Genomic DNA, 17,993 nt, shown 5'->3' with positions numbered 1-17,993 from the left:
TGCGATCCCGGCTTTCGCCGGGACGACGGCTATGGACGTTATCCCTCCGGCGGTAGCGGTGTATCCTCGGGCTTCTCGAGCTGGAGGCCGTGCTTGAGCAGCATGGGAATGTTGAGCATCGCGAAGACCAGGGTCATCGGGATCACCGCCCAGGTCTTGAAGGTGACCCATTGGTCCCAGCTCAGCACATGGCGCATGACTTCGTTGAGCGCCGCCATCGCGATGAAGAAGCCGGTCCAGTTGATCGTGAGCAGCCGCCAGCCCTTGGCCGAGAGGCCCGGATAGGCGGTCTGGAGCAGCATCTGGAGCAGCGGTTTGCCGGAGATCAGGCCATAGCCGAGGATCACCGCGAACATCGTATAGACGATCGTCGGTTTCATCTGGATGAAGCTCTGGTCGTGATAATAGATGGTCAGCGCGCCGAACGGCAGCACCAGAGCGGCGGTGATCCACAGCATCGGCGAGATGTGCTTCGCCTTCCACCATGACAGCAGCATCGCGGCGACCATCGCGACCATGAAGGCCGCGGTCGCGGCGATGATGCGCTGAATCTGAAGGCCGGGCGCATAGGCATTGACGAGGAAGAACACGGCGAGCGGACCGAAATCGATCAGCATACGAAGGCCCGGTGAAGGAGCGGGTCTGGAATCAGCCATTGGTCAGTTCTTCCACGCCAGCAATGATCCTGGCAACTTCGTTGGCGTCAAACGGGCGCAGATCGTCGACCTTCTCGCCCACACCGATCGCGTGGATCGGCAGGCCGTATTTCTCGGCGGCGGCCACCAGGACACCCCCTCGGGCAGTGCCGTCGAGCTTGGTCATGACGAGGCCGGTGACGCCGGCGACTTCCTTGAACACTTCGATCTGGCCGAGTGCGTTCTGCCCGGTGGTGGCATCGAGGACGAGAACCACGTCGTGCGGCGCAGCGGGATTGAGCCGGCCGAGGACGCGGCGGATCTTGGCGAGCTCGTCCATCAGCTCGCGCTTGTTCTGGAGCCGCCCGGCGGTATCGACGATGAGGACGTCGATGCCGGTGGCAGTGGCCTGCTTGACCGCCTCGAAGACGATGCCCGCGGCGTCGCCGCCTTCGGGGCCGGTGACGATCGGCACGCCGATGCGCTCGGCCCACGTCTTGAGCTGGCCGATCGCGGCGGCGCGGAAGGTGTCGCCCGCGGCGAGCATGACGCCGTAATCCTGTTCGATCAGCAGATTGGCGAGCTTGGCGATGGTGGTGGTCTTGCCGCTGCCGTTGACGCCGATGACGAGAATGACCTGCGGGCGCGGGAACGCCTCGATCTCGAGATGCTTCGCGACCGGGGCGAGCGCCTTCTCGATCTCCTCGGCGACGACGAGACGGATGCCGAGCTCCTCCATGTTGCGCTCATATTGACCCTCGGCGAGGCGCGCACGGACCTTGGCCGCGGTACCGGGGCCGAGATCCGAGGCGATCAGCGCCTCTTCGATATCGTCGAGCGTGGCGTCGTCGAGCCGCGCGCCGGAGAGGCCGGCGAGGTTGCCGAGAAGCTTGTCCGAGGTTTTCTTGAAGCCGCCAAGCAGCTTGTTGTGCCACGAGGGATTGGTGCTCATTCAGTTAGCCCCAGATCCGTCACCCCGGCCTTGTGCCGGGGTCCACTATGCGGCGAAGGTGAAGCGAGAGGCTCGAAGCCGCCGTCCCGCCGCGCGGTGGACCCCGGCACGAGGCCGGGGTGACGCATGGGGACGGCGGTGAGCCCGTATTTCGAAACGCCGGTAATCGTCACTTGCACGATCGAACCTATCTCCTGAGCGGGAAAACGCACTTCGGCGAAATTGCCGGCATGGCCGCGGTCGCCTGGGCGCTCTACCAGCACTTGTTGTTCGCTGCCTATCAGGCTTTGCAGCCAGCGCGAACGGCGGGCGGTGGCCGCCTCGCGCAGGCGGGCGGCGCGGGCCTTCACGATTGCGGGCGAGACCTGCGGCATGCGCGCGGCGGGAGTGCCGGCGCGGGGGCTGTAAGGGAAGATATGGGTGTGGACCAAGTCACAATCGTCGATCAGCGCGAGGGTGTTGGCGAACATCGCTTCGTCTTCGGTGGGGAAGCCGGCGATCAGATCGGCGCCGATCGCGATATCAGAGCGTGCCTGCTTCAGGCGCTCGACCAATGCGATGCTCTCGGCGCGGCTGTGGCGGCGCTTCATGCGCTTGAGCACCATGTCGTCGCCCGCCTGAAGCGAGAGGTGGATATGCGGCTGAAGGCGCAGCTCCTGGGTGAGCAGGGCGAACAGGCGATCGTCGATCTCGACGCCGTCGAGCGAGGAAAGGCGGAGGCGCTGGAGGCGCGGTACGTGCGCGAGGATGCGCTCGACGAGCTGGCCGAGGCTGGGCGCGCCGGGGAGGTCGGGGCCGTAGCTGGTCAGATCGACCCCGGTGAGGACGATCTCGGCATGGTTTTCGGCGAGTGCGGCGATCCGGTCGATCACTGCCCCTGCGGGCACCGAGCGACTATTGCCGCGGCCATAGGGAATCGCGCAGAAGGTGCAGCGATGATCGCAGCCGTTCTGGACCTCGACGAACGCGCGGGCGTGGGTGGAGAAGCTCGCGGCAAGATGCGGCGCGGTCTCGCGGACGGCCATGATGTCCTGGACGAGAACCTCGTCATAAGTTTCCCAAGCTTCCGCTCTGAGCTTATCGGCATTGCCGATCACCCGGTTCACTTCAGGCATCGCGGCGAAGCTGGCGGGATCGATTTGCGCCGCGCAACCCGTGACGACAAGCTCGGCCTCGGGGCGTTCGCGGCGGGCGCGGCGGATTGCTTGACGCGTTTGCTTGATGGCTTCGTTGGTGACCGCGCAGCTGTTCACCACGATCGTGTCACGCCCCGCCAGCAGCGCACGGATCGACTCGCCCTCGGCAAGGTTGAGTCGGCAACCCATGTTGATGATCTGAGGAGAGGAGATCGGCATTGGCGAGCGATCTAGGGTCGGCGGCGTCGGAAGTCCACGCGAAGGCCGAGGAAGTGCTCGGCTTCTGGTTCGACGGGCTGATGCCCGAGCAGTGGTTCGCGAAGTCCGAGGAGATCGACCGCGAGATCGGCGATCTCTTCGAGGCGCTCCGGCTGGCGGTGCTCGAGAGCAAGGCGTCCGGATGGCGCGACGATCCGCGGACACTGCTCGCCGCGGTGATCCTGCTCGACCAGTTCAGTCGCAACATTCACCGCGGCACGGCCGAGGCTTTCGCCGCCGACCCGTTGGCACAAGAGCTCGCGGGCCTGGCCGTCGAGCGCGGCTGGGACCGCGACATGACGCCCGAGCAGCGCCAGTTTCTCTATCTGCCGTTCGAGCATGCCGAGAGCCGCGAGCTGCAGTCGGTGAGCCTCCGTTGCTTCGCGGCGCTGGAGCAGGAGGAAGCGCTCGAATATGCGCAGCAGCACGCCGAGGTGATCGCCCGCTACGGCCGGTTTCCCAGTCGCAACGCGGCATTGGGGCGCGAGTCGACGCCCGAGGAAGAGGAATATCTTAGCCGGCCAGGCGCTGGCTGGTGACGGGTGTCGGGCCTTCCGCAGCGGGAGAATAGCGGAGCAATCGGCGCTCTGCGAGCAGGCGGCGGACTCCCGCGATCGACAGCGGCTTGCCGTAGTGCCAGCCCTGCGCCTTGGTGCAGCCGAGCGCGCGCAGCCGCTCCTCGATCCCAGCATCCTCGACCCCCTCGGCGGTGATCGGCAGGTTGAGGCTCTCGCCCAGGCTGATGATCGCATTGACGATCGCGGCCGAATCGGCGCTCTCGTTCAGCGACATGATGAAGCTCTTGTCGATCTTGATCCGGTCGAAAGGCAATGCGCGCAGATGTGCCAGCGACGAATAGCCGGTGCCGAAATCGTCGAGCGCGAGCTGCACCCCCTGATTCTTGAGGCTGCCGACGATCGATTGCGCCAGCGCGAGATTGTCGAACAATGCGCTCTCGGTGATCTCCACCTCGAGCCGGTTGGCGGGGAAGCCGGTCTCGGTGAGCACCTTGATGATCTTTTGCGCCAGCCATGCGTCACGCAGCTGCCACGGCGAGATATTGATCGACAGGTTGAGCGAGGGATCCCAATCGCGCGCGGCGAGGAATGCCTGCTGCATGATCGAAAGCGACAGATCGCCGATCATGCCGGTTTCCTCGGCGATCGGGATGAACAATTCAGGGCTGATCGTGCCGCGCTGCGGATGCTCCCAGCGCGCGAGCACTTCGAAGCCGTGGAGGCGGCCGGTCGCGAGATCGATCTGCTGCTCGAAATAGGGAACGACTTCCTGCCGCGGGATCGCGAGGCGAAGGCCGGATTCGAGATCGTTGCGGGTCTGCAACTCGCGCTCCATCGACTGATCGAACCAGGCGAAGCGGTTCCGGCCGCCCTTCTTGGCCTGATACATCGCGATGTCGGCGGCGCGCATCAGCGCGTCGATGCCGGTGCAATCGAAGTCCGAGCGGGCGATGCCGAGCGAACAGCTGATGTGGAGACGCAGGCCCTCGGCCTCGAAAGGCTGCGCCATGCGGCTGATCAGTTTTTCGGCGATGCGTTCGACCATGCCCGGCTCGTCTGCATCGAACAGGAAGCCGCAGGCGAATTCGTCACCGCCCAGCCGCGCCGTGAGCGCGATCGGCGGCATGAGATGCGCGATCTCGTCGGCGACGGCGCGGAGCAATGCGTCGCCCACGGCATGGCCGTGCATGTCGTTGATCGTCTTGAAATGATCGAGGTCGAGCATCGCCAGCGCCATCGCCTTGCGGCGGCGCTGCGCGCGAACGAACATCGCCGCGCCTTCTTCGGCGAGGCTGCGGCGGTTGAGGAAGCCGGTCAGCGGATCGCGGCTGGCGAGCTGCTGGGCACGTTCCTCGGCGGCTGCGCGGATCTGGAGTTCGTGGCTGAGCGCAGCATGGCGGCGCCAGCCGAACAGGATCAGTGCGACGTTCAGCAGCAGCGCAATTACCAGCGGCTGGGCGGGCGGTTCGGCGCCCTGGAGATAGTGCTGCAGCGATTGGGACAGCACCGCGCTGCCGATGCCCACGAATAGAAGGATCGCAGCTACGCTGATCGCGCCCGTAATCACGCTCGTGCGCGGAGCGTTGTCTTGCGTCATGTCTTCTTCGAAATCCCGCGACATGGCCGATGCACGCCCCCTAAACGATAATGCGCGTTTTGCCGGTTGAGGGTGTATATCGAGTTAAATACGGAGCTTTCCGAAACCTTACCGGCGCCTGCGGTCCAAAAGGTTGCGCAATCCGGGATACGCCGCTATGTGCGCCTCCGACCGTTCCCGTGGAACGCGAACATTGTGCGCCCCAAGGGGTGACGCCGGCCGACGAGGTTTCGTCCGCCGGCGTGTTTTGCGTTTGGCGGGCCGGTCGTGATTTTGGAGTGATCTTGGTCCCATGTTCGACAGTCTGAGCGATCGGCTAGGCGGCGTCTTCGAGCGTCTGCGCGGGCGTGGTGCGCTGGGCGAAGCCGACGTCCGCACCGCGATGCGCGAAGTGCGGATCGCGCTGCTGGAGGCCGATGTCGCGCTTCCCGTGGCGCGCGACTTCGTCGAGAAGGTGACCGAGCAGGCGGTCGGCCAGAACGTGCTGCGTTCGGTCACGCCGGGGCAGCAGGTCGTCAAGATCGTCCACGACGCGCTGGTCGACATGCTCGGCAGCGACACCGCCGAGCTCGAGATCGGCGTCACTCCGCCGGCCGTCATCATGCTCGTCGGCCTTCAGGGCTCGGGCAAGACCACCACGACCGCCAAGCTGGCGAAGCTGCTGAGCAGGACGCAGGGCAAGAAGGTGATGATGGCGTCGCTCGACGTCAATCGCCCGGCCGCACAGGAACAGCTCGCGGTACTCGGCACGCAGACCGAAGTGGCGACGCTGCCGATCGTCGCGGGCCAGACACCGGTAGAGATCGCGAAGCGGGCGCTGAGCTCGGCGAAGCTGCAGGGCTTCGACGTGCTGATGCTCGATACCGCGGGCCGCCTCCACGTCGATCAGGCGCTGATGGACGAGATGAAGGCGGTGGCGGACATCGCCAACCCGGCCGAGATCCTGCTCGTCGTCGACAGCCTCACCGGCCAGGACGCAGTCAACGTCGCCAAGAGCTTCTCCGAGCAGGTGCCGCTCACCGGCGTGATCCTCACGCGCATGGACGGCGACGCCCGCGGCGGCGCGGCGCTTTCGATGCGCGCGGTCACCGGCAAGCCGATCAAGTTCGCGGGCATGGGCGAGAAGCTCGACGCGATCGAGCCCTTCCATCCCAAGCGGGTCGCGGGCCGTATCCTCGGCATGGGCGACGTGGTGTCGCTGGTCGAGCGCGCCGCCGAGTCGATCCAGCAGGAAGACGCCGAGCGGATGGCGGGGCGGCTCGCCAAGGGCCAGTTCGACATGAACGACCTGCGCAGCCAGCTGGCGCAGATGCGCCGGATGGGCGGGCTGGGCGCGCTTGCCGGGATGATCCCCGGCATGAAGAAGGCGCAGGCGGCGATGGCATCGGGCGCGGTCGACGAGAAGATCCTGCTCCGCATGGACGCAATGATCGGATCGATGACGCTCAAGGAGCGTGCCAAGCCCGAACTGCTCAACGCAAAGCGCAAGATCCGCGTCGCCAAGGGCAGCGGCACCACCGTCCAGGACGTCAACAAACTCCTGAAGATGCATCAGGAGATGCAGACGGCGATGAAGCGGCTGAAGAAGATGGGCGGCCTGAAAGGTATGCTGGGCATGCTCGGCAAGGGCGGTCCCGGCGGCGGGATGGGCGGTGTCGGCAACGCGCTCGGCGGGCCCGAAATGGGCGAGATGATGGGCAAGATGGGCGGCAGTCTCCCGGGGCTTCCCGGCGGCGCCAATCTCCCGCCCGGTTTTGAAAATTTCCTGAAAAAGAAGTAATTTAACTCAAGATTGTAAGAAGGAATAATAATGGCTCTCTCTATGCGTCTTTCGCGCGGCGGTTCGAAGAAGCGCCCCTATTACCGGATCGTGATCGCCGACGCGCGCAGCCCGCGCGACGGCAAGTTCATCGAGAAGATCGGCACCTACAACCCGCTGCTCGCCAAGGATTCGCCCGAGCGCATCAAGCTCGACGGTGACCGCGCCAAGCATTGGCTGAGCGTCGGCGCGCAGCCGACCGACCGCGTCGCCCGCTTCCTCGACGCGATCGGCGTCAAGGAGCGCGCCGCCAAGAACAATCCGAACAAGGGCAAGCCGGGCGAGAAGGCCGTCGAGCGCGCCGAGGAGCGTGCCGAGAAGGCCAAGGCGGCCGAGGAAGCCGCTGCCGAGGCAGCCGCAGCGCCCGCTCCCGAGCCGGTTGCTGAAGAAGCTCCCGCCGAGGCCGTGACTGAGGAAGCTGCTCCGGCCGTTGAGGAAGCCGTTGCTGAGGAGGCTCCGGCCGCTGAGGAAGCCGCTCCGGTCGCCGAAGAGGCGCCTGCTGCCGAAGCGACCGCCGAGGAAGCCCCGGTTGAGGAAGCCGCTGCCGAGGCTCCGGCCGAAGCCGCCGAAGAAAAGTCGGAAGGCTGAGGCACTTGCCGGCCATCGTGCGTTTGTCCGGGCAAACCATGCCCCGTGGAGCGCAGGATGGCCAGCAAACCCGAAACCGGTCCGGATACCGAGGATCGTGAGAACCCCGGCAGCACCCGGACCAACCCCGCAGGCGCGTCCGCCGATGCGCCAGCGGAAGGCGGCGACGATACGCCGCCGGAGCAGCCGGGCTCCCCTGAGGGGTGATGCCCGCGGCGCACTGACGGGGAGGGCGGCATGAGTGCCGACCGCCCCGTCACGCTCGCCGTGATCATCGGCGCGCACGGCATCGCCGGCGAGGTCCGCCTGAAGGTCTTCGCCGACGATCTCGCCAGCTACAAGGTGTTCAACAGCGGCGCGCTGACGCTCAAGAGCGTGCGCACCGGCTCGAACGGCGCGATCGCGCGCTTCGCCGAAGTGGCTGACCGCAACGCCGCCGAGGCGCTGCGCGGCACCCAGCTGACCGTCCCCCGCTCGGCGCTGCCACCGCTCGCGGATGGCGAATATTATCATGTCGATCTGCTCGGGCTTCCCGCGGTCTCCGATGCCGGGGATGCGCTGGGCATGGTCGTCGCGATCGACAATTATGGCGCGGGCGACGTGCTGGAGATCGAGCGACCCGACGGCAAGCGCTTCATGGTGCCGATGCAGCCCGACGCGGTTCCCGAATGGGATTCCGAGCGGCTGGTGATCCACGCCGGGTTCGCCGAATGAGCCGCATCGCGGTTCTCTCCGACATCCACGGAAATCTGCTCGCCCTGGAGGCGGTCGTTGCCGATGCGGAAGCGCGGGGCTGCGCGCGTTTTCTCAATCTGGGCGATATCTTGTCGGGGCCGCTCTGGCCGGCCGAAACTGCCGATTTCCTCATGGCGCGCGACTGGCCGACGATTGCGGGCAACCATGAGCGGCAGGTCCTGACGCTCGCCCCGGATCGGCTGAACGCCACCGACGCTTTCACTCGGCCGCTGCTGTCTGAGACGCAACTGGGCTGGATGGCGGCACTCCCGGCGACGCTGGCGCTGGATAGCCTGTTCCTGTGCCATGGGACGCCGGCAAACGACATCGAGACTTTCCTCGAGACGATCGAGCCCGAGGGGATTCGTCCCGCCACCGATGCCGAAGTCGTGGCGCGGCTGGGCGCTCGGCCCGAACGGCTCACTTTGTGCGGCCATTCGCATCTTCCCGGCGAGCGGCTGCTCGGCGACGGGCGGCGCGTGGCGAACCCGGGCAGTGTCGGACTGCAGGCGTTCGACGACGATCATCCCTTTCCTCACATCGTCGAAAACGGTGACTCCAAAGCGCGCTATGCCATCGTCGAGAGCGAGCGGATCGCGTTCCACGCGGTGACCTATGATCACGCTTCCGCCGCGGCGAAGGCGGCGCGCGAGGGGCGCGAGGATTGGGCGCGGGCGCTCGCCACCGGAAGGGTTTGAATGCTTGCGGATGAATATCCATCATGATAATGGATATTCGAATGCGAAAGGCCCCTGGTCTTACCGCTGAAGCCCTGGACCACCCCATCTGGTCCGCGCTCTCCCATTACACCATTGGTCCGGAAGAGGCGGCGCTGAGCTTTGCCGAGCGGCTGGCGCGCGAAAATGGCTGGCGCCTCGCCGAGGCCGAGCGCGTGATCGAGGAGTATAAGCGCTTCTGCTTCCTCGCGGCCACGGTCGATCATCCGGTGACGCCTTCGGATCAGGTCGATCAGGCGTGGCACCTGCACCTCACCTATAGCCGCGACTATTGGGAGCGCTTCTGCCCCGTGCTCGGGCGGCCGCTGCATCATGGCCCGACCGCCGGCGGCGCGGACGAGCAGCATCGCTATTTCACGCAATATGCCGAGACGCTGCGCAGTTACGAGCGCGTCTTCGGCTCCCCGCCCGCGGATCTGTGGCCCGACGCGGCGCGGCGGCTGAACGAGGACCACAAAGCGCGCCGCGTGCACCCGCGCGACGCGATCATCGTACCCCGAAAGGCGATCCGGACGGTACTGCTGCTTGCGGCAGTGCTGACGGTACTGGCTTTGGGGGTTCTCTTGCTGAGGAGCTAGACTTTATGCCACTCGGACCCTTCGATCTCACCGGCGGGCCGTTTCTATTGCTCTACGGCGCGCTGCTGGTCTTCACTATCGTCGTGGGGATCGCCATTCCGCGCTGGCTCCGGCCCGAGGGCAGGGCGCCGCGCAACCCCGATATCGATCATCTCGCCTTCCTCGCCGGCGGCACCTCGCGGTTCGCCGAGGCAGTGACGACCCGGCTGCTCGCGACCAGGCAGCTGGTGATGGACGAAAAGAAATTCCTCGCCGGCGAACTCGGCGGTGCCACGGCCGCCGAACGCAGCGTGCTCGCATTGCCGCAGCCGGCCAGTTGGGAGGCGGTGGCGGGCGCGATCGGGCGCCATGCCGATCCGATCCGCGAGCGGCTGGTGACGGACGGGCTGCTGATGGACGGCTGGACCGCGCTCCAGCTGCGTTTCTGGCAGACCACGCCCTATCTCCTGCTGTTCGCCTTCGGCTGGACCAAGGTCCAGATCGGCGAGGCGCGCGGGAAGCCGGTCGGCTTCCTCATCGCGCTGCTGGTGATCACGGTGGTGTTCGCGCTGCTCCGCTTCGCCGTGCTCGACCGACGAACGCGCGCCGGAAAGGAAGTGATCGAGGAGGCGCGCGAGCGATCGGAACGGCTCCGCCGCGCCCCGGCGGAAGGCGAGACGGGCCTTGCAGTGGCGCTGTTCGGCACTGCGGTGCTGGCCGGCTCGGCCTGGGGCGACTTTCACCGGATGCGCGCGGCGAGCGGTGACGGCGGCTCGGGCGGTGGCGGCGACGGTGGAAGCGGCTGCGGCGGCGGAGGCTGCGGCGGTGGTGGCTGCGGCGGTTGCGGCGGCTGATCAACGCCGCAGGGGGCGCTGCTCGGCGAGCATGTTGCGGATCGTCGTAGCAGCGACCCCGGCCTCGCCCATCGCGTGGCTGATCTGGTCGAGCCCCTTGGTGACGTCGCCGGCAGCGAACAGCCCGGGCACCGAAGTGCGCTGGTGATCGTCGACTTCGAGACACCCGTCCTCGGCTGCCCGCGCACCCGCCTGGATCGCAAGGCCTGATCGGATACGCGAGCCCAAAGCCGGATAGACGCTGTCGAAGGCGAGGCGCCCCTGCGCGGTGTCGAAGGCCAATCGATCGCCTTCGATCGCATAGTTGCCGCAGGGGCCGTCGATCCGCTTCACGCCGGCTTCGTCCAGTTCGGCCGCGAGCTCGTCCGGCAGATCGTGCTCCGCCTCGGGCGCGATCAGCGTCATGTCGGCGGTGTAGCCGCGCAGGAAGATCGCCTCGTTCGTGCCTCTGTCGCCGGTGCCGATCACCCCGACGCGTCTGTCGGTGACTTCATAGCCGTCGCAGATCGGGCAATAGCGGAGCAGCCCGCGTGCCAGCGCCTCTGCGTGGAGCGTCTCGCTCATTTCCGGCCGGTGATTGACCACGCCGGTGGCGAGCAGGATCGCGCGTGCCGGATAGTCGCGCTCGCCGACCCGCGCGACGAAGCCGGTCTCGGCGGCGCGCAGTCCGGTGACTTCGGCGAGTTCGCGGACCGCGCCGTATCTCTCCGCCTGAGCGAGCATGCGCGCGAGCAGATCCTTGCCCGAAATGCCCTCGGGATAGCCGGCATGATTGTGCGTGCACGCGATCAGCGCCGCCCGGCTGGTGCCGCAATCGAACAGTCGAATCCTGAGGTGGAAGCGCGCGAGATAGATTGCGGCGGTGAGGCCAGCGGGGCCTGCGCCGATGATGATGCAATCGTCCATCGCGCCCTAAGCGTCCCGCGATGCAATGAGTTCCTTTTCCCCGGAATCGTCGGTATCCTGATGTCCCGGAATTCTGCTTGGGGAACTGGCCGCATGTCAGCGCTTCTATCGGCGGTGTTAGTCTGCTCGATCTCCGCGATCGGACTAAGCTTCGCGGTGCGCTGGCGCCGGCCGGTTTGGAGTCGATTGCGGGCCAGCCTGATCGGCGCGGCCATCTTGCCGGGCATCACTATCGCCTTGTGCATTGCCCTGTTCGTCAATGCGGCGACGTCCTCTCCGGAGGATTGCGGGGTCGATGCCTGCGGAATGACGATGATGGCGGCGACATATCTCGCGGCGGCTGCCGTGATCGGTTTCTTTCTCAGTTGGGTTGCGGCCTTTGGTGCGCAGTCTCTTTGGGGGCGCCGGTGACTACGTCCGAATGCTGCCAGCGGACGGCCTAGGCGACGCTAATCTTGCGCGAACGCCGACAAGGAGAGGCTCCATGGCATCCATCCATCACGATATCTTCATCGCTGCGGCGCCCGAAGCGATATGGCGGGCCGCCCGCGCGGTCGATCGGCTGCACGATCTGCTCGTGCCCGGCTTCGTCACCGCCACCGAGATGCTGGAGGGGGAGGGCGCGCCGGTCCGTCGCGTCACCTTCGCCAACGGCCATGTCGTGGACGAGGCGATCGTATCGGTCGACGATGATCGCCGCCGCCTGGTCTGGACCGTCATGCAGTTCGAGCATCACAATGGCGTGCTGACGGTGGCGGAAGCGGAAGGTGGCGCGCGCGTGCACTGGACCGCCGATCTGCTGCCCGATGCGCTCGCTGCGACGGTCTCGCCGATGATGGCGCAGGGACTGGCGATCATGAAGGCGCATTTCGAGGGTCAGGCCTGAGCACTTGCCAAGTCGGAGCGGTGCGGGCCATGGGATCGCATGCCGTTCGCCGCCACCATCCTCACGCTCTACCCCGAGATGTTCCCCGGGCCGCTGGGCGTGTCGCTCGCCGGGCGGGCGCTGCGCGAGGGACTCTGGAGCCTCGAGGCGGTGCAGATCCGCGACTTCGCGACCGACAGGCACCGGTCGGTCGACGATACGCCGGCCGGCGGCGGGGCGGGGATGGTGATGCGCGCCGATGTGCTGGCGAGCGCGTTGGACAGCGTTGCGCCCGGGCGTCCGGTGCTCGCGATGACGCCGCGCGGTGCGCCGCTCACCCAGGAGCGCGTGCGGGCGCTGGCGGAGGGCGAGGGCGTGACGATCCTGTGCGGGCGTTTCGAGGGGATAGACGAGCGGCTGTTCGAGGCCCGCGACATCGAACAGGTCTCGATCGGCGACTATATCCTCTCAGGCGGCGAGATGGCGGCGCTGACGCTGCTCGACGCTTGCATTCGGCTGCTTCCCGGAGTAATGGGCGCGCCTTCCAGCGGCATGGACGAGAGCTTCGAAACGGGGCTGCTCGAATATCCACAATATACCCGACCTGCTATCTGGGAAGGGCGCACGATCCCCGAAGTGCTGCGATCGGGGGATCATGCGAGGATCGAAGCCTGGCGAAGAGCACAGGCCGAGACCGATACACGGCTAAGGAGGCCGGACCTTTGGGAGCGCCATGAGGGCGCTCGGGTCCATCCTCCCTCTGGCGCGCGGCGACGTAAATAGGACGAAGAAAATGAACGTCATCCAGACGCTCGAAGCCGAGCAGATCGCCAAGTTCAACGAGACCAAGAAGATTCCGGAATTCCGCCCGGGCGACACCCTTCGCGTCGGTGTGAAGGTCGTCGAAGGCGAGCGCACCCGCGTGCAGAACTATGAAGGCGTGTGCATCGCCCGTGCCAACCGCGGCATGGGTTCGAGCTTCACCGTCCGCAAGATTTCGTTCGGCGAGGGCGTCGAGCGCGTCTTCCCGCTTTATTCGCCGAACATCGATTCGATCGAGGTGGTCCGCAAGGGCATCGTCCGTCGCGCCAAGCTCTATTATCTGCGCGGCCGCACCGGCAAGTCGGCACGTATCGCCGAGCGCCGCGACGTGCGCCCGACCGACGAGGTCGCCGCAGCCGAATAAGCTTTCGAGCAGGGCAATGAAGAGGGCGCGGTGGCGATGGTCACCGCGCCCTTTTCGCGTTCGGTACCGACCATCCTCCCCTTGGCGGGGGAGGATGTGTCACGCGTAGCTGACGATCTCGAACTCGGTGCCGTCGTAATCGAGAAAGTAGAAGCGGCGGCCGGGGTCGTAATCGGCGTGTGCGAAGGGGACGAGCCCAGCGTCGATTACGCGGCGCTCGATATCATCGAGATCGTCGACGAGGATGCCGACATGGTTGAGCGGGCGGCCCTTTTCGAAATCATCGGCCTGCGGGCCACCGGGCGGCGTATAGACCGCGAGATAGGTGCGCTCGTCGCCGACATGGATGACACGGCCATTGTCGCGCGCGGCGCCCTGCCAACGGACGTGCCAGTCGAACAGGCGGTTGAGCAGTTCCGCCATGCGCTCGGGATCGCTGACGGTGAGGTTGACGTGTTCGATATAAGGCTGCGGCATGGGGTCCCTTTCCTGTTTGGAAGCCATGCCGCAAGCAGCTACAACCTCAACCTAAGTTGAGGTCAAGTGCAAATCGGAGAGTGTTGTGGGGCGCGGAAACGAGCTTTTGACGATTGGTGAGCTGGCGGCGCGGACGGGGCTGACTGTGTCGGCCGTGCGCTTCTACGAGGCCAAGGGGCTGGTTCATCCGATCCGCACGAGCGGCAACCAGCGGCGCTTCCTGCGCGCCGACATCCGCCGCGTCTCGTTCGCGCTGATCGCGCAGCAACTGGGATTCACTTTGCCGCAGATCGCCGCCGAACTGGCCAAGCTGCCCGAGGGCCACGCGCCGAGCGCCGCCGACTGGAAGCGGATCAGCCGCGGCTTCCGCCAGGTGATCGAAACGCGCGTGGCACAGCTCCAGCGTACGCTCGACGATCTCGACGGCTGCATCGGCTGCGGCTGCCTGAGCCTCCGCAAATGCGCGCTCTACAATCCCGACGATCGCGCCGCGAAGAACGGCGCAGGGCCGCGCTTCATCCTCGTCTCTCGCAAGGTCGCGCTCAATCTGCAGGACTAGCAAGCCTTTACCCAAAGGCCGGGCGCCGCAATAAGACGCATTCGCCCGCGCTCGCGGTGCGCGAACTCCGGAGAGTCGGGAATGCATGAATGGTTGCTGGGATTGGCCTTTGTCGCGCTGGGAGCACCGTTGATGACCAGTGAAGCGGCCGCGCGGGGCAAGGATCTCACCCTCGAGCGCGTCTTCGCCAGCCCCGATCTCGCCGGCAGCGCGCCGCTCCAGCCCAAGCTGTCGGCGGACGGCAAATACCTGACGCTGCTCCGCAACCGCGCCGACGAGAAGGAGCGCTACGACCTGTGGGCGATGGACACCGCCTCGCGCGAGTGGCGGATGCTGGTCGATTCGAAGAAGGTGGGGACGGGCGCCGAGCTTTCCGAAGCCGAGAAGATGCAGCGCGAACGCGATCGCACGATCGTGGGCAAGACCGGCATCCTGGGCTACGATTGGGCGCCCGACGGCAAGGCGATCCTCGTGCCGCTGGACGGCGAACTCTATCTCGCCACGCTCGACGGCAAGATCACCCGGTTGACGCAGGAAAAGGGCTCGAAGCTCAACCCGGTGATCAGTCCCGCGGGCGGCTATGTCAGCTATGTGAACGACCAGAACCTCGTGGTCGGCAAGCTGGCGGGTGGTACCCCGGCGAAGATCACGCAGGACGGCACCGGTACGGTCCATTGGGGCGAGGCAGAGTTCGTCGCGCAGGAGGAAATGAACCGCTTCACCGGCTATTGGTGGTCGCCGGGCGACCGCTACATCGCGGTCGAGCGCTTCGATGAAGCGCCGGTAGGCGTGGTCACCCGCACTGCGATCGGCGCTTCGGGCACCAGCACCTTCGACCAGCGCTATCCCAAGGCGGGCACGCCCAACGTGCTGGTCGATCTCTACGTGATGGACCCGGCGGGAACGAACAAGGTCAAGGTCGATCTCGGCAAGGAGACCGACATCTATCTCACCCGGGTCGACTGGGCGCCCGATGCGAGCGCGCTCTACGTCCAGCGGATGAACCGCGATCAGACCGAGCTCGACATGCTCAAGGTCGATCCCGCGACCGGCAAGTCGACGCTGCTGTTCAGCGAGAAGTCGGGGCCGAAGAGCTGGGTCAACCTGTCCGATGCGTTCCACGCGCTTGACGACGGCAGCCTGATCTGGTGGTCCGAGCGCGACGGCCACGGCCATCTCTATCGCTGGAAGGCGGGCAAATGGACCCAGCTGACCAAGGGCGATTGGGAAGTCGCTTCCGAGCTCGCCGGGATCGACGAGACCAGTGGCCGCATCTTCTTCCTCGGCAACAAGGACGGCGTGCTCGAGCGGCACCTCTATTCGGTCGACATCAAAAAGCCGGGTGCAGTGGCGCGGCTGACCGAGGCGGGCTGGTGGAACAAGGCAGTGATGGACGGTGCGGCGACGCGCGCGATCATCACGCGTTCGAACACCAATCAGCCGTCGCAGGTCTATCTCGCCGATGCCGCAGGCAAGCGGATCGCGTGGGTGCAGGAGAACGCCGTCACCAGCGCGGACCATCCCTATAACCCCTATCTCGCCAGCCATCGCGAGCGGAAGTTCGGGACCATCAAGGGCCCCGATGGCACCGAGCTTAACTGGGAGATGATCACCCCGGTGCTTGAGCCGGGCAAGCGCTACCCGGTATTCTTCCAGCATTATGGCGGGCCGCATAACCAGTCGGTCAGCAAGGCATGGGGCGGCGCGCTTCAGCAATATCTGGTCGATCGCGGCTATATCTGGTTCCAGATCGACAATCGCGGGGGCGCCAATCGCGGCAAGGCGTTCGAGGACGCGATCTTCCACGCAATGGGCTCGGTCGAGGTCGAGGATCAGGTCGCCGGGGCGAACTATCTGAAGACGCTGGATTATGTCGACCCGGCCAAGATCGTGACTTATGGCTGGTCGTACGGCGGCTATATGACGCTCAAGATGCTCGAAGGCGCGCCGGGCGTGTTCGCCGCGGGAGTGGCAGGTGCGCCGGTGACGAAGTGGGGCCTTTACGACACCTTCTACACCGAGCGGTACATGGGCGATCCGACCAAGGTGCCCGAGGCCTATGCGGCATCGGACGCGATCGGCAATGCGGCGAAGATCAGCGATCCGCTGCTGATCCTGCACGGCATGTCCGACGATAATGTCGTGCTCGACAACACTACTGCGATGGCGGCGACGCTGCAGAAGCAGAAGGTGCCGTTCGAGATGATGCTCTATCCGGGTCAGACCCACCGCGTCGGCGGGCCGGGAATCAGCGAGCATCTGTGGACGACGATCCTCAACTTCCTCGATCGCCACACAGCGACCAAGCCCTGAACGCGGTACGGCGAGGCTTTCGTATTTTTTCAAAAGAGAGCCTCGCCACGCAGCTTTCGTTCTGATATCGGGCGCCCATGCTTCGAAAACCGCGAACTACCACGCGAATTACCAAACGCGCCTGATCTTCAGGCGCGCGCGAAGCTGAGCTTTGCGTCGAAGCAACTGGAATGCACTGGCATTCCGCCACATCTATCACCAATGAACCGTTCGTCGGCGCAAGTGCGACGATCCTGATGGAAGGACGAAAATGGGCTACCGTGTCGTGGTCGCAGGCGCCACCGGCAATGTCGGGCGTGAAATGCTGAACATCCTCGCCGAGCGGGAATTCCCGATCGACGAGCTCGCCGTGCTCGCCTCCGCGCGCAGCCAGGGCGACGAGATCGATTTTGGCGAGACCGGCAAGAAGTACAAGGTCCAGAACATCGAGCATTTCGACCCCAAGGGCTGGGACATGGCATTGTTCGCGATCGGATCGGAAGGCTCGAAGCTGCACGCCCCGCGCTTCGCCGCCGCCGGCTGCACGGTGATCGACAATGCCTCGCTCTACCGGATGGACCCGGACGTGCCGCTGATCGTGCCGGAAGTGAACCCCGAGGCGATCGACGGCTACACAAAGCGCAACATCATCGCGAACCCGAATTGCTCGACTGCGCAGATGGTGGTGGCATTGAAGCCGCTCCACGATGCCGCGAAGATCAAGCGCGTCGTCGTCGCGACCTATCAGTCGGTCTCGGGCGCGGGCAAGGCGGGGATGGACGAGCTGTTCGAGCAGAGCCGCAACATCTTCGTGGGCGACCAGGCCGAGCCGAAGAAGTTCACCAAGCAGATCGCGTTCAACGTGATCCCGCACATCGACAGCTTCCTCGATGACGGCTCGACCAAGGAAGAGTGGAAGATGGTGGTCGAAACCAAGAAGATCCTCGATGCCAGGATCAAGGTGACCGCGACCTGCGTGCGCGTCCCCGTGTTCGTAGGCCATTCGGAAGCGATCAACATCGAGTTCGAGGACGAGATCTCGGCGGCCAAGGCCAAGAGCATCCTCCGCGAGGCGCCTGGCGTGATGCTCGTCGACAAGCATGAGGACGGCGGATACGTCACGCCGATCGAATGCGTCGGCGAATATGCCACCTATGTCAGCCGCGTCCGCGAGGATTCGACCGTCGACAATGGGTTGAGCCTCTGGTGCGTGAGCGACAATCTGCGCAAGGGCGCGGCGCTCAACGCCGTGCAGATCGCCGAGCTGCTCGGCCGGCGGCACCTGAAGAAGGCGGCCTGAATCAAACCGTCACCCCAACCTT

21 protein-coding genes are annotated in these 17,993 nt (G+C 65.7%); 15 read left to right on the top strand and 6 right to left on the bottom strand.

What is annotated here, in order from left to right:
* Window positions 1-38: 38 nt before the first annotated feature.
* From ispZ to mtaB, 3 genes are read right to left on the bottom strand one after another with little or no spacing between them, the layout of a single operon-like run.
* A complete protein-coding gene (ispZ, locus tag BR78_RS0108420) occupies window positions 39-656 on the bottom strand; it encodes a septation protein IspZ (RefSeq protein ID WP_025560084.1) in 618 nt (205 codons plus the stop codon).
* Complete coding sequence (gene ftsY, locus BR78_RS0108415) at window positions 649-1,587, bottom strand: signal recognition particle-docking protein FtsY (protein ID WP_025560085.1); 939 nt, start codon at window positions 1,585-1,587, stop codon at window positions 649-651. Before ftsY ends, ispZ begins: the two co-directional genes overlap by 8 nt.
* The gene (gene mtaB / locus BR78_RS0108410) at window positions 1,584-2,942 is read right to left on the bottom strand and encodes a tRNA (N(6)-L-threonylcarbamoyladenosine(37)-C(2))-methylthiotransferase MtaB (RefSeq protein WP_025560086.1); all 1,359 of its coding nucleotides are present in this window, start codon (window positions 2,940-2,942) and stop codon (window positions 1,584-1,586) included. The genes ftsY and mtaB overlap by 4 nt, the downstream gene beginning before the upstream one ends.
* Between mtaB and BR78_RS0108405 the strand changes: the two genes are divergently transcribed.
* Window positions 2,942-3,520, top strand: coding sequence for a DUF924 family protein (locus BR78_RS0108405; RefSeq protein ID WP_025560088.1), 579 nt, complete (start codon window positions 2,942-2,944; stop codon window positions 3,518-3,520). The two genes, mtaB and BR78_RS0108405, sit on opposite strands and share 1 nt — an antisense overlap.
* Here the strand turns inward: BR78_RS0108405 and BR78_RS0108400 are convergent.
* Complete coding sequence (locus tag BR78_RS0108400; protein ID WP_197021333.1) at window positions 3,495-5,096, bottom strand: putative bifunctional diguanylate cyclase/phosphodiesterase; 1,602 nt, start codon at window positions 5,094-5,096, stop codon at window positions 3,495-3,497. The two genes, BR78_RS0108405 and BR78_RS0108400, sit on opposite strands and share 26 nt — an antisense overlap.
* Before the next feature lie 292 nt (window positions 5,097-5,388).
* Between BR78_RS0108400 and ffh the strand changes: the two genes are divergently transcribed.
* From ffh to BR78_RS21965, 7 genes are read left to right on the top strand one after another with little or no spacing between them, the layout of a single operon-like run.
* Complete coding sequence (ffh, locus tag BR78_RS0108395) at window positions 5,389-6,876, top strand: signal recognition particle protein (RefSeq protein WP_025560090.1); 1,488 nt, start codon at window positions 5,389-5,391, stop codon at window positions 6,874-6,876.
* A gap of 30 nt (window positions 6,877-6,906) precedes the next feature.
* Window positions 6,907-7,503 (top strand): 30S ribosomal protein S16, encoded by a 597-nt coding sequence (gene rpsP, locus BR78_RS0108390; RefSeq protein WP_025560091.1) that lies wholly within the window; start codon window positions 6,907-6,909, stop codon window positions 7,501-7,503.
* A 57-nt stretch (window positions 7,504-7,560) separates the two neighbouring features.
* On the top strand, window positions 7,561-7,710 hold the full coding sequence (locus tag BR78_RS21670; protein WP_156022274.1) for a hypothetical protein: 150 nt from the start codon (window positions 7,561-7,563) through the stop codon (window positions 7,708-7,710).
* Window positions 7,711-7,740: 30 nt separating this feature from the next.
* Complete coding sequence (gene rimM / locus BR78_RS0108385) at window positions 7,741-8,217, top strand: ribosome maturation factor RimM (RefSeq protein ID WP_025560092.1); 477 nt, start codon at window positions 7,741-7,743, stop codon at window positions 8,215-8,217.
* Window positions 8,214-8,936 carry a metallophosphoesterase family protein gene (locus tag BR78_RS0108380; protein WP_025560093.1) on the top strand — a complete coding sequence of 241 codons (723 nt, stop codon included), beginning with the start codon at window positions 8,214-8,216 and terminating at the stop codon, window positions 8,934-8,936. The genes rimM and BR78_RS0108380 overlap by 4 nt, the downstream gene beginning before the upstream one ends.
* Window positions 8,937-8,977: 41 nt before the next feature.
* On the top strand, window positions 8,978-9,553 hold the full coding sequence (locus BR78_RS0108375) for a glycine-rich domain-containing protein (protein WP_025560094.1): 576 nt from the start codon (window positions 8,978-8,980) through the stop codon (window positions 9,551-9,553).
* Between the two features lie 5 nt (window positions 9,554-9,558).
* A complete protein-coding gene (locus tag BR78_RS21965; protein ID WP_025560095.1) occupies window positions 9,559-10,386 on the top strand; it encodes a TIGR04222 domain-containing membrane protein in 828 nt (275 codons plus the stop codon).
* Here the strand turns inward: BR78_RS21965 and BR78_RS0108365 are convergent, their stop codons facing one another.
* On the bottom strand, window positions 10,387-11,292 hold the full coding sequence (locus BR78_RS0108365) for an NAD(P)/FAD-dependent oxidoreductase (RefSeq protein WP_025560096.1): 906 nt from the start codon (window positions 11,290-11,292) through the stop codon (window positions 10,387-10,389).
* A 93-nt stretch (window positions 11,293-11,385) separates the two neighbouring features.
* On the opposite strand from BR78_RS0108365, the gene BR78_RS0108360 reads away from it, so the two are divergent.
* The 4 genes from BR78_RS0108360 to rplS all read left to right on the top strand — a co-directional run bounded on the left by BR78_RS0108360 (window position 11,386) and on the right by rplS (window position 13,343).
* Window positions 11,386-11,703, top strand: a complete 318-nt coding sequence (locus tag BR78_RS0108360; RefSeq protein ID WP_025560097.1) for a hypothetical protein — start codon at window positions 11,386-11,388, stop codon at window positions 11,701-11,703.
* 73 nt (window positions 11,704-11,776) lie between these two features.
* Window positions 11,777-12,178 carry an SRPBCC family protein gene (locus BR78_RS0108355; RefSeq protein WP_025560098.1) on the top strand — a complete coding sequence of 134 codons (402 nt, stop codon included), beginning with the start codon at window positions 11,777-11,779 and terminating at the stop codon, window positions 12,176-12,178.
* A 39-nt stretch (window positions 12,179-12,217) separates the two neighbouring features.
* Complete coding sequence (gene trmD, locus BR78_RS0108350) at window positions 12,218-12,940, top strand: tRNA (guanosine(37)-N1)-methyltransferase TrmD (protein WP_025560099.1); 723 nt, start codon at window positions 12,218-12,220, stop codon at window positions 12,938-12,940.
* Window positions 12,941-12,950: 10 nt separating this feature from the next.
* Window positions 12,951-13,343, top strand: coding sequence for a 50S ribosomal protein L19 (gene rplS / locus BR78_RS0108345; protein WP_025560100.1), 393 nt, complete (start codon window positions 12,951-12,953; stop codon window positions 13,341-13,343).
* 99 nt (window positions 13,344-13,442) lie between these two features.
* Here rplS and BR78_RS0108340 read toward each other — a convergent pair whose 3' ends face one another.
* The gene (locus tag BR78_RS0108340; RefSeq protein ID WP_025560101.1) at window positions 13,443-13,820 is read right to left on the bottom strand and encodes a VOC family protein; all 378 of its coding nucleotides are present in this window, start codon (window positions 13,818-13,820) and stop codon (window positions 13,443-13,445) included.
* 106 nt (window positions 13,821-13,926) lie between these two features.
* On the opposite strand from BR78_RS0108340, the gene soxR reads away from it, so the two are divergent.
* The 3 genes from soxR to BR78_RS0108325 all read left to right on the top strand — a co-directional run bounded on the left by soxR (window position 13,927) and on the right by BR78_RS0108325 (window position 17,971).
* Entirely contained in the window at window positions 13,927-14,379 is a 453-nt protein-coding gene (gene soxR / locus BR78_RS0108335; protein WP_231478211.1) for a redox-sensitive transcriptional activator SoxR, read from the top strand.
* 132 nt (window positions 14,380-14,511) lie between these two features.
* A complete protein-coding gene (locus BR78_RS0108330; RefSeq protein ID WP_231478210.1) occupies window positions 14,512-16,692 on the top strand; it encodes a S9 family peptidase in 2,181 nt (726 codons plus the stop codon).
* A gap of 250 nt (window positions 16,693-16,942) precedes the next feature.
* Window positions 16,943-17,971, top strand: coding sequence for an aspartate-semialdehyde dehydrogenase (locus BR78_RS0108325; RefSeq protein WP_025560105.1), 1,029 nt, complete (start codon window positions 16,943-16,945; stop codon window positions 17,969-17,971).
* Window positions 17,972-17,993: the final 22 nt, after the last annotated feature.

This window comes from Sphingomonas sp. UNC305MFCol5.2, assembly GCF_000712135.1.
GTDB lineage: Bacteria > Pseudomonadota > Alphaproteobacteria > Sphingomonadales > Sphingomonadaceae > Sphingomonas.
This window is presented reverse-complemented; position numbering and strand designations above follow the sequence as displayed.